Source organism: Streptomyces beijiangensis (genome assembly GCF_017315755.1).
In the GTDB taxonomy this organism is placed as follows: domain Bacteria; phylum Actinomycetota; class Actinomycetes; order Streptomycetales; family Streptomycetaceae; genus Streptomyces; species Streptomyces beijiangensis.
The window spans coordinates 19,929-30,568 of sequence record NZ_JAFLRJ010000208.1 but is presented as its reverse complement, the minus strand read 5'-3'; the positions used below and the strand labels follow the sequence as shown (position 1 = coordinate 30,568).

The window sequence follows — 10,640 nt, the reverse complement described above, 5'->3', positions numbered from 1 at the left end:
GAGCGGGGATCACGGGGGTCGCGGGGGCCGTGTCGGCCAGGGCGCGCGCGAGCTTCGACGCGGAGGCCGAGCGGCGGATGCCCGCCTTGCGCAGGCGCTTCTCGACCGCGTCGAGGAAGGCCGGGTCGCCGTCGTCGGCGAGTTCGACCTCGATCTCCGTCCACCTCGACTGCGACTCCCCCGGACCGCCGGTCAGCCGCTCGGCCCGTACGGCGTCGATGCTCAGCTCCGCGAGCACCGAGCCGTCGTCCGCCACCAGATGGCGGACGTCGCGCGACGACCGAAGGCGGACGACCGGGACGAGCCGGGCGTCACGGGTGCGGGAGCGGGCGAGCGAGGTCAGGGAGCGCGGGACGGTCTCGGAGAGCGGGGCGCGGATCTCGTCGCGTACGTCGGGGGCCACGGGGAGCTTGAGGTGCCAGCCCGCGTCGTCGCCGCCGGTGCGGCGGCGCAGGGTGAGGGAGCCGGCCGCAAGACGCTGGTCCTCGGTGTCGTAGTAGGTCGCGTCGAGTTCGGCGACGCCCTTGTCGATCACGGCCGAGACACCGGGGACCCGGGTCAGGTCGGGAAGGTCCGAAGTGGCTGCTGTGGACTCGTATTTCCGCTCGATCTCGCGCTTCGTGTCCGCCATGGACCGAACTTATCCGCGAAGTGTCAGGCTGTCATCGGGCGCTGTACACGGATCGACTGGAGCAGTCCGATCGCCACCCAGACCGCGAACATCGACGAGCCTCCGTACGAGACGAAGGGAAGCGGAAGGCCGGCGACAGGCATGATGCCCAGCGTCATCCCGATGTTCTCGAAGGCCTGGAACGCGAACCAGGCGATGATCCCGGCGGCCACGATCGTTCCGTACAGCTCGGTGGTCTCGCGGGCGATGCGGCAGGCGCGCCAGAGCACGATGCCGAGGAGGACGAGGATCAGCCCGGCCCCGACGAAGCCGAGTTCCTCGCCCGCGACGGTGAAGACGAAGTCCGTCTGCTGCTCGGGGACGAACTGTCCCGTGGTCTGCGAGCCGTGGAAGAGGCCGGTGCCGGTCAGGCCGCCGGAGCCGATCGCGATACGCGCCTGGTTGGTGTTGTAGCCGACGCCTGCCGGGTCGAGTGCCGGGTTGGCGAAGGCGGCGAAGCGGGCGATCTGGTAGTCGTCGAGAAGGCCGAGCTGCCAGATCGCGACGGCACCGGCCACACCCGTGGAGAGCAGGCCGAGCACCCAGCGGTTGGAGGCGCCCGATGCCAGCAGGACGCCGAGCACGATGATCGCCATCACCATGACCGAGCCGAGGTCGGGCATCCCCATGACGATCACTATCGGGATCGCGGCCAGGCCGAGGGATTTGGCGACCGTGCGGTGGTCGGGGTGGTCCTGGTCGCCCGCGTCGACCCGGGAGGCGAGGATCATCGCCATGCCCAGGATGATCGTGATCTTCGTGAACTCGGAGGGCTGGAGGGAGAATCCGCCGCCGATGACGATCCAGGCGTGGGCGCCGTTGACGGTCTGCCCGAGCGGCGAGAGGACCGCGAGGATCAGAAGGACGGAGAGGCCGTAGAGGATCGGGATCGCGCCGCGCAGGGTGCGGTGGCCGAGCCAGATCGTGCCGATCATCAGGGCGACCCCGATGCCGGTGTTCATGACGTGGCGCAGCAGGAAGTAGTACTGGTCGCCGTGGGTGAGGCTGGTGCGGCCGCGGGTCGCGGAGAGGACGAGCGCCGAGCCGATCCCGGAGAGGGCGAGCGCGGAGAGGAGCAGCGGCCAGTCGAGCCTGCGGACCACGGAATCGCGGGCGGTGAGCTTGGACCAGGCGCCGCGCTCGGGGGCGTAACGGGAGACGGAGAAGCCGGCCATGGGTCAGTCCCTCCTGCCGACACGGACGGCGAGCTGCTGGTCGCCGGTCTTCTTGAGCGGCACCTTCTGCGAGTTCGGGTCGTAGTCGGTGATCTTCGGGGAGTCGATCGAGCCGTCCGTGGCGATCTTCGGCAGGGACTTCTGGGGGGTGGGCAGCAGGGCCTTCTTGTTGTTGACGGAGCCGTCGGACTGGACGCCGTACAGCGAGCTGTAGATGTTGCGGATCGCCTCACCGGACGCGCCGGAACCCGTACCGGCCTGGGAGATCGTCATGATCACCGTGTAGTCCTTGCTGTACGTGGCGAGCCATGACGTCGTCTGCTTGCCGTACACCTCGGCAGTACCGGTCTTGGCGTGCAGCTCGATCTTGTCCTGCGGCCAGCCCTGGAACTTCCATGCGGCGGTACCGCTGGTGACGACGCCCGCGAGGGCCTTGTCCATGCCCTTGAGCGTGGCCTTGCTGACCGGGAGCTTGGCCTTGACCTGCGGCTTGATCTCCTGGACCGACTTGCCGTCGGCGCTGACGATCGCCTTGCCGATGGTCGGGACGTACTCGGTGCCGCCGTTGGCGAGGGCGCCGTAGATCATCGCCTCCTGGACCGGGGTGACGAGTGTGTCGCCCTGGCCGATGGAGTAGTTGATCGAGTCGCCCTCACGCAGCTGGTTGCCTTCGAGGCAGTTCTCGTACGCGATCTGCTCGACGTAGGTGCCGTTCTTCTTGCCCTGCTGGCACCAGATGTCCTTGTTCGCCTTCCAGAAGCGCTGCTTCCACTGGCGGTCGGGGACGCGGCCTGTGACCTCGTTGGGGAGGTCGATGCCGGTCTCCTTGCCGAGGCCGAACTGGTGGGCGGCCTTGTAGAAGTAGTCCTTGGGCTGGCCCTTCTTCGGGTTGATGCCGCCGTCCTTCTTCCACTGCCCGTCGGCGAGGCCGTAGAAGACGGTGTCGCAGGAGACCTCCAGGGCGCGGCCGAGCGAGATGGGACCGAAGTTCTCGCCCTCGAAGTTCTTGAAGACCTGGTTGCCCACCGAGTAGGAGCTGGTGCACGGGTAGCCGCCGTCCCACTCGTACCCGGCCTCGACCGCGGCGGCCGTGGAGACCACCTTGAAGGTCGAACCGGGCGCGGACTGACCCTGTATGGCCCTGTTGAGGAGCGGGTAGTTGGAGTTCTTGCTGGTGAGGTTGGCGTAGTCCTTGGCCGAGATGCCGCCGACCCAGGCGTTCGGGTCGTACGTCGGCGCGGATGCCATGGCGACGATGCGGCCGGTCTTGGCCTCCATCACGATGGCGGCGCCGGAGTCGGCCTTGTAGTTCATGCCGGTGAGCTTGTCGTACTGCTTGCGGGCTTCCTTCATGGCGAAGTCGAGCTCGTACTCGGTCAGCGCCTGGACGCGGGCGTCGATCGAGGTGACGACGTTCGAACCGGCCTTGGCCTTGTCACTGTCGGCCTCGCCGATGACCCGGCCGAGGTTGTCGACCTCGTACCGGGTGACGCCTGCCTGGCCGCGCAGCTCCTTGTCGTACGTGCGCTCCAGGCCGGAGCGGCCGACCTGGTCGGAACGGAGGTACGGGGACGCGGTGTCCTTGGCCTTGTTGATCTCGCCGTCGGTGACGGGCGAGAGGTAGCCGAGCACCTGCGAGGTGTTGGCCTTGCCGGGCGAGGTGTAGCGGCGCACGGCGGTGGGGTCGGCGGAGATGCCGGGGAAGTCCTCGGAGCGCTCGCGGATCTGCAGGGCCTGCTGGGTGGTGGCCTCGTCGGTGACGGGGATCGGCTGGTAGGGCGAGCCGTTCCAGCAGGGCTTGGGGGTCTTGGCGTCGCAGAGGCGGATCTTCTCGATGACGTCCTGGGGCTTGAGCTTGAGGACGCCGGCGAGGCGGGTGAGGACGGCCTTGCCGTCGTCCTTCATCTTCAGCAGCTCGGTGCGGGACGCGGTGACGACGAGGCGGGTCTCGTTGTCGGCGAGCGGCACGCCGCGGGCGTCGAGGATCGCGCCGCGCACGGCGGGCTGGACGACCTGCTGGACGTGGTTGTTCTTGGCCTCGTCGGTGTACTCCTGGCCGTTGCGGACCTGGAGGTACCAGAGGCGGCCGCCGAGGGTGAGCAGCAGGGAGAAGACGAGGATCTGGATGACGATGAGCCGGATCTGGACCCTGGGGGTCCGGCCCGTGGCGGGGATGTTGGTCACGGTGAGCCCCCGGTCGTGGAGGGGGCGGTTTCCTGTCGGCCAGGGGTCCGGCCCGCGGCGAAGCCGCCGAGGGGCACAGCGTCCCCGGGATGTTGCAGCGTCACAGGCGCTTGACCCCCTTGATACGTCCCGCCTTTGCCGCCCTGGACTTGGCGGCCTTCATCCGGAATCCGCCGCGCTGGCTGCCGATCCGCAGACCCGTGCCCCCCGACGAGATCCAGCCGGAGGCGACGTCGCCGCCGCCCGACTGGGTGTCGGCGAGCGGGTCGTTGTCGGCGCGTCTGGCCAGCGCCATGATGAACGGCACGGTGAAGGGTGCGAGCAGCAGGTCGTAGACCGCCGCGCTGAACAGCAGTGAGCCCAGGCCGACATGGCGGGCGGCGGTGTCTCCGACGAGGGCGCCCACACCGGCGTACAGCAGGGTGGAGCCGATCGCCGCTGCGACCACGACGAGCATCGGTACGGTCGCGGACCGCATCCGGCCGTTCTCGGGCTTGGCGAGGCCGGCGAGATAGCCGATCACGCACAGCACGAGTGCGTAGCGCCCGGCGGCGTGGTCGGCAGGTGGGGCGAGGTCGGCGAGGAGACCCGCGCCGAAGCCGACGAAGGCGCCCGCCACATGTCCGTACACCATGGCGAGACCGAGGACCGTCAGCAGGAGCAGGTCCGGTACGGCGCCGGGGAGTTGGAGTCGGGCGAGCACGCTCACCTGGATGACCAGGGCGACCACCACCAGTGTGGCCGAGAGCAGCATCCGGTTGACACGCATACGGATCAGTTCCTACTGCTGGGGGAAGTTGGCGCCACCGGTGGGCGTCGCCGTGACGGTGACGGTCGGCGTGGGCTTCGGCTTGGCCGGCTTCTTGGGCAGGACCTCGTCGCGCGGGTTGGTGCGCGGGGCCTGGACGACGACGCCGACGATGTCGAGCTTGGTGAAGCCGACGTACGGCCGCACATAGACGGTCCGGGTCAGGTCGCCGCCCGAGGGGTCGACGCGGGTGACCACGCCCACCGGGACACCGGGGACGAAGGGCTTGTCGGACTGGGAGCCGAAGGTGACGAGGCGGTCGCCGGGCTTGACCTTGGCCTTGCCGTTGAGCAGCTGTACGGAGAGCGGGCGGTCGCCCTGGCCGGTGGCGAAGCCGAGTTCGTCGGTCTTCTCCATCCGGGTGCCTACGGTGAAGTCCGGGTCGTTGGCGAGCAGCACGGTCGCGGTGGACGGGCCGACGGTGGTGACGCGGCCGACGAGTCCGTCGCCGTTGAGCACGGTCATGTCCCGCAGGATGCCGTCGTCGGAGCCGGCGTCGATGGTGACGGTCCAGGAGAATCCCTGGGCCGCTCCTATGGCGATGACCTGGGCGCCCTTGATTCCGTACTGGCCCTCGCCCGCGGTCTTGAGCATGGTGTCGAACTGGCGCAGCCGGCTGCGGTTGCGGTCGTCGCTGCCGAGCTTCTCCTTCAGCGCCGCGTTCTCGTGCTCCAGTGCGGTGATGCGGGTGTGGCGCTCGCCGGAGTCCCGTACGGCACCGATCGCGTTGCCCACGGGGTCCACCGCGGCCGCGACGCCGTTCTCGACCGGGCCGAAGACGGTCGAGGCGGCCTGCCGGGCACCGTCGACCGGGGAGTCCTCACCGCCTCGGATGTCCACTGTGATCAGCGCGAACGCGATGGCGATCAGCAGCACCAGGAGCAGCCGGCTCTCTCGTGTGTCCCTCACGTGTGGAGGCCGTGCCTTCCTCGTCGGGGTCGTTGTGCACTTTTGTATATCAACGATCCGCCGTACGGGGTGGCAGTGCCCCATGCGGCGGACCGGTGTGTTCCGTTATCTGCTATCTGCGGGGCTGGGCGTCCAGCACCTGCTGGAGCGCCTCGAACTCCTCGACGCACTTGCCGGATCCGAGCGCGACCGAGTCGAGCGGGTCCTCGGCGATGTGGATCGGCATGCCCGTCTCGTGACGCAGCCGCTCGTCGAGGCCGCGCAGCAGTGCGCCGCCGCCGGTGAGGACGATGCCCCGGTCCATGACGTCGCCGGAGAGCTCCGGCGGGCACTTGTCGAGGGTCGTCTTGACCGCGTCGACGATCGCGTTGACCGGCTCCTCGATGGCCTTGCGGACCTCGGCGGCCGAGATCACGACGGTCTTGGGGAGTCCGGAGACGAGGTCGCGGCCGCGGATCTCGGTGTGCTCGTCCTTGTCCAGGTCGAACGCCGAGCCGATCGTGATCTTGATCTGTTCGGCGGTCCGCTCACCGAGGAGGAGGGAGTACTCCTTCTTGATGTGCTGGATGATCGCGTTGTCCAGCTCGTCGCCCGCGACGCGGATCGACTGTGCCGTGACGATTCCTCCGAGCGAGATCACCGCGACCTCGGTGGTGCCGCCGCCGATGTCGACCACCATGTTGCCGGTGGCCTCGTGGACGGGCAGCCCCGCGCCGATGGCCGCGGCCATGGGCTCCTCGATGATGTGCACCTGGCGGGCACCGGCCTGGGTGGAGGCCTCGATGACGGCGCGGCGCTCGACGCCGGTGATGCCGCTGGGTACGCAGACCACCACGCGCGGACGGGCCAGGTAGCGGCGCTTGTGGATCTTGAGGATGAAGTAGCGGAGCATCCGCTCGGTGATCTCGAAGTCGGCGATCACGCCGTCCTTCAGCGGCCGTACGGCAACGATGTTGCCCGGCGTACGGCCGATCATCTTCTTTGCCTCGGAGCCGACCGCGAGGATGCCGCCGGTGTTGGTGTTGATGGCGACGACGGAGGGCTCATTGAGAACGATCCCTCGACCTCTGACGTACACCAGCGTGTTGGCAGTCCCGAGGTCGATAGCCATGTCACGGCCGATGAACGACATTTTCGAGTTCCCTCTGTTCCCCATGAGGATGCGTCGGGCCTTCCCAAGTGGAGCGATTGGCTTTTTTTGGTAGGCGAAGCGGGCGCTGCGGCTTGAAGGCTCCATCGTAGTGCGGCCGGTACGGCCACGGCGCGAGGGTCCTCCGCCAGGTGGACGGAACGAGTGCCCGCCTCCACCATGGTGACGCTGTGTCGGAGGAATGCGTTCCCGGGATCCTCGCGCATATACCGAAGGGCGACCGAATTAATTCGGTCGCCCCAGGTCATGAGCGCTATATGGCTGACACGCCGTCAGGAAGAGGAGGGGAAGAACAGCTTCAGTTCTCGCTCTGCGGACACCTCGGAGTCCGAGGCGTGGATCAGATTTTCCCGGACGATCGTTCCGAAATCCCCACGAATGGAGCCCGGCGCCGCGGCGATCGGGTCGGTCGGCCCTGCCAGGGCGCGGACGCCCTCGATGACCCGCTCGCCCTCGACGACGAGAGCGACGACGGGGCCCGACGCCATGAACTCGACCAGGGGCTCGTAGAAGGGGCGGCCCTTGTGCTCGCCGTAGTGCGCTTCCAGAGTGTCCTGGTCCAGGGTGCGCATCTCCAGCGCGGAGATCGTCCAGCCGGCCTTGCGCTCGATACGGCCGAGGACCTCGCCAATCAGGCCACGACGGACGGCGTCCGGCTTGAGAAGGACGAGAGTGCGCTGAGTCATGGCGTGCGGCTCCTTGTGGGCAAATATGTACGGAAGCCCGAGACTACAGGGAGTCACACCCGTTACTGCGGCTGGGCCTCCGCCTGCGCTTCCGCCTGCGTCGCCCAGCGCGCCTTCGCCTCGTCGATCTTGCGGCCGTAGTTCACCGAGGCCCACCACAGGGCCGCGAAGACCACCCCGAGGATGAACATCATCGGGACCACGAAACCGCTCGCGACCAGGGCGATCTGCAGGGCCCAGCCGATCTGGACGGCCCCCGGACGGCTGAGCATTCCGCAGAGCAGGACCGAGAGCAGCATCGCGATGCCGCAGACCGTCCAGACCACGGTTCCCGAGATGTCGCCCTTCATGGCGACCAGGCCCGCGAAGCCGATGACGAAGAACTCGCCGATCAGGGTGGATGCACAGAGAGTGCGCATGGGATCAGCCCCTCCCGAGGAGCAGCCGGGCCTCGCCGACCGTGATGACCGAGCCGGTGACCAGGACGCCCGCTCCCGCGTACTCGTCCTCTTCCTCCGCGAGGGTGATCGCCGCTTCCAGGGCGTCGTCGAGACGGGGCTCGACGACCACGCGCTCGTCGCCGAAGACCTCGACCGCGATGGCCGCCAGGTCGTCCGCGCTCATCGCGCGAGGCGTGGAGTTCTGGGTGACGACGATCTCCGCGAAGATCGGCTCGAAGGCTTCCAGGAGGCCGCGGACGTCCTTGTCGCCGCTGGCCCCGACCACGCCGATCAGGCGCGAGAAGTTGAATGCCTCGGTGATCCCCGCCGCCGTCGCCAGTGCGCCGGCCGGGTTGTGGGCCGCGTCCAGGACGACGGTGGGCGAGCGGCGTACGACCTCCAGGCGCCCCGGGGACGACACCGAGGCGAAGGCCTTGCGGACCGTCTCGATGTCGAGCGACCCGGTGTGCTGGGTGCCGATGCCGAAGAACGCCTCGACCGCGGCGAGGGCGACGGCCGCGTTGTGCGCCTGGTGGGCTCCGTACAGCGGGAGGAAGACGTCCGTGTACTCGTTGTCCCCGCCGCCGAGGCCGCGCAGCGTCAGCTGCTGGCCGCCGACCGCGATCTCACGGCCGGTGACGCCGAACTCCAGCCCCTCCCTGGCGACCGTCGCGTTCACCCCGACGGCCTTCTTCAGCATCACCTGGGCGGCGTCCACCGGCTGCTGGGACAGGATGACCGTCGCGTCCTGCTTGATGATCCCGGACTTCTCGACGGCGATCTCGGCAGGTGTGTTGCCGAGCCGGTCGGTGTGGTCCAGGGAGATCGGGGTGACGACGGCGACCGGGGCCTCGATGACGTTGGTCGCGTCCCAGCTGCCGCCCATGCCGACCTCGATGACCGCCACGTCCACGGGGGCGTCCGCGAAGGCCGCGTACGCCATCCCGGTGAGCGCCTCGAAGAAGGAGAGGCGGTTCTCCTGGGAGGCGTCGGTCATCTCCACGTACGGCTTGATGTCCTCGTACGTCTCGATGAAGCGCTCCGCCGAGATCGGCACGCCGTCGAGGCTGATGCGCTCGGTGATCGACTGCACGTGGGGCGAGGTGTAGCGGCCGGTGCGCAGTTCGAAGGCGCCGAGCAGCGTCTCGATCATGCGGGCCGTCGACGTCTTGCCGTTGGTGCCGGTGATGTGGATGGAGGGGTACGCCCGCTGCGGCGCGCCCAGCACGTCGAGGAGCGCTTCCATCCGGACGAGCGAGGGGTCGAGCTTCGTCTCGGGCCAGCGGCCGAGCAGCTCCTGCTCCACCGCGCGCAGCGCCTTGTCGACCTCGGGGTCGGCGGGGCGTGCGGGGACCTGGTCGCCCTGAGGGGCGCCCGACTGGGTGCGCAGGGTACGGCTGCCTGCCTCGATCACCGCCAGATCGGGGTCGCGGGTTGTCTCTGCGTCGACGATCTCGTCGAACCTGTCGTCCATGGGCTCGGGCTCACTCACGCGCCCCAGTCTACGGAGCCGCCGGAGCGGCCGACGTCGGGACCAAAGTCCCACGCGTTTCACCGGACGTCAGGGCAGACTGGTCGATCATGGACATAGGTATTGATCTCGGCACTGCCAACACGCTTCTCTACGCCCGCGGCCAGGGGATCGTCCTCAATGAACCCTCGGTGGTCGCGGTGCACGGCGACAGCCGCAAGGCCCTGTCGGTCGGCACAGAGGCCAAGGAGACCATCGGGCGCACCCCGGGCTCGATCGTCGCGATCAGGCCGCTGCGGGACGGGGTGATCAGCGACTTCGAGGCCGCCGAGGAAATGATCAGGCACTTTGTGCGGAAGGCCGTGCCCGGGCGCAAGTCCCGTACCCGAATGGTCGTATGCGTGCCCAGCGGAGTGACCCAGGTGGAGAGGCGCGCGATCGTGCACGCCTCGCAGCGGGCCGGGGCGAAGTCCGTCCATCTGATCGAGGAGCCGATGGCGGCGGCGATCGGTGCGGGGCTTCCGGTGTCGGACCCCCGCGGCTCGATGGTCGTCGACATCGGCGGCGGCACCACGGAGGTGGCGGTGATCTCGCTGGGCGGGATCGTCACCTCGCAGTCGCTGCGAGTGGGCGGTGACCGTCTGGACAAGGCGATCACCGATTACGTACGCAAGGAGCACGGGCTCCTGATCGGCGAGCGGACCGCCGAGGACACGAAGGTGGCGATCGGCTCGGCATGGCCGGTGCCCGGCAGCAACGGTCTGGAGGAGCGGACCTTCACGGTGCGGGGGCGCGAGAAGGTCGGCGGGCTGCCGAAGACGCTCCTGCTGACGGCGCGCGAGGTGCGCGCCGCGCTGGACGAGCCCGTGGAGTCGATCATCACGGCGGTGCTGGCGACGCTGGAGGAGTGCCCGCCGGAGCTGGCCGGCGATGTCATGGAGTACGGGATCGTGCTGACCGGGGGCGGGGCGCTGCTGCCCGGGCTCGATCTGCGGATGGCATCGGCGACCGGGATCCCGGTGTTCGTCGCGGACGCCCCGCTGGACTGTGTGGTGCTCGGCGCGGGCAAGTGCGCGGAGGACTTCGAGGGTCTGGAGAAGGTGCTGCAGGCCGTGTGACCGCCGCTGTACGGGGGACGGCGGCCTGG

10 protein-coding genes are annotated in these 10,640 nt (G+C 68.8%); 1 reads left to right on the top strand and 9 read right to left on the bottom strand.

Translation table 11 applies throughout. The features are described from left to right. From J0695_RS22165 to folC, 9 genes are all read right to left on the bottom strand, one after another. The coding region (locus J0695_RS22165; protein ID WP_206963873.1) for a CYTH domain-containing protein at positions 1–631 on the bottom strand (631 nt) is incomplete at its 3' end. A gap of 23 nt (positions 632–654) precedes the next feature. Continuing rightward, a complete protein-coding gene (gene rodA / locus J0695_RS22160) occupies positions 655–1,845 on the bottom strand; it encodes a rod shape-determining protein RodA (RefSeq protein WP_206963872.1) in 1,191 nt (396 codons plus the stop codon). Between the two features lie 3 nt (positions 1,846–1,848). Further along, a complete protein-coding gene (gene mrdA / locus J0695_RS22155) occupies positions 1,849–4,029 on the bottom strand; it encodes a penicillin-binding protein 2 (protein ID WP_206963871.1) in 2,181 nt (726 codons plus the stop codon). Positions 4,030–4,129: 100 nt separating this feature from the next. After that, a complete protein-coding gene (gene mreD, locus J0695_RS22150; protein WP_206963870.1) occupies positions 4,130–4,798 on the bottom strand; it encodes a rod shape-determining protein MreD in 669 nt (222 codons plus the stop codon). A gap of 12 nt (positions 4,799–4,810) precedes the next feature. Beyond that, positions 4,811–5,746: a rod shape-determining protein MreC gene (gene mreC, locus J0695_RS22145; protein WP_206963869.1), complete on the bottom strand. Its 936-nt coding sequence runs from the start codon at positions 5,744–5,746 to the stop codon at positions 4,811–4,813. Positions 5,747–5,858: 112 nt separating this feature from the next. Beyond that, positions 5,859–6,878, bottom strand: coding sequence for a rod shape-determining protein (locus J0695_RS22140; protein ID WP_206963868.1), 1,020 nt, complete (start codon positions 6,876–6,878; stop codon positions 5,859–5,861). A 290-nt stretch (positions 6,879–7,168) separates the two neighbouring features. Further along, positions 7,169–7,582, bottom strand: coding sequence for a nucleoside-diphosphate kinase (ndk, locus tag J0695_RS22135; RefSeq protein ID WP_206963867.1), 414 nt, complete (start codon positions 7,580–7,582; stop codon positions 7,169–7,171). A gap of 62 nt (positions 7,583–7,644) precedes the next feature. Further along, entirely contained in the window at positions 7,645–8,001 is a 357-nt protein-coding gene (locus J0695_RS22130) for a DUF4233 domain-containing protein (protein ID WP_206963866.1), read from the bottom strand. Between the two features lie 4 nt (positions 8,002–8,005). After that, the gene (folC, locus tag J0695_RS22125) at positions 8,006–9,496 is read right to left on the bottom strand and encodes a bifunctional tetrahydrofolate synthase/dihydrofolate synthase (protein ID WP_206963876.1); all 1,491 of its coding nucleotides are present in this window, start codon (positions 9,494–9,496) and stop codon (positions 8,006–8,008) included. Between the two features lie 107 nt (positions 9,497–9,603). Here folC and J0695_RS22120 point away from each other — a divergent pair, with 107 nt between their 5' ends. Beyond that, positions 9,604–10,611 carry a rod shape-determining protein gene (locus J0695_RS22120; RefSeq protein ID WP_206963865.1) on the top strand — a complete coding sequence of 336 codons (1,008 nt, stop codon included), beginning with the start codon at positions 9,604–9,606 and terminating at the stop codon, positions 10,609–10,611. The last annotated feature ends 29 nt before the right edge of the window (positions 10,612–10,640 follow it).

Coding starts and splice junctions, on each gene's coding strand:
- J0695_RS22120 (WP_206963865.1), top strand. CDS start 9,604: ATGGACATAGGTATTGATCTCGGCACTGCCAACACGCTTCTCTACGCC.
- folC (WP_206963876.1), bottom strand. CDS start 9,496: ATGGACGACAGGTTCGACGAGATCGTCGACGCAGAGACAACCCGCGAC.
- rodA (WP_206963872.1), bottom strand. CDS start 1,845: ATGGCCGGCTTCTCCGTCTCCCGTTACGCCCCCGAGCGCGGCGCCTGG.
- ndk (WP_206963867.1), bottom strand. CDS start 7,582: ATGACTCAGCGCACTCTCGTCCTTCTCAAGCCGGACGCCGTCCGTCGT.
- J0695_RS22130 (WP_206963866.1), bottom strand. CDS start 8,001: ATGCGCACTCTCTGTGCATCCACCCTGATCGGCGAGTTCTTCGTCATC.
- mreD (WP_206963870.1), bottom strand. CDS start 4,798: ATGCGTGTCAACCGGATGCTGCTCTCGGCCACACTGGTGGTGGTCGCC.
- J0695_RS22140 (WP_206963868.1), bottom strand. CDS start 6,878: ATGTCGTTCATCGGCCGTGACATGGCTATCGACCTCGGGACTGCCAAC.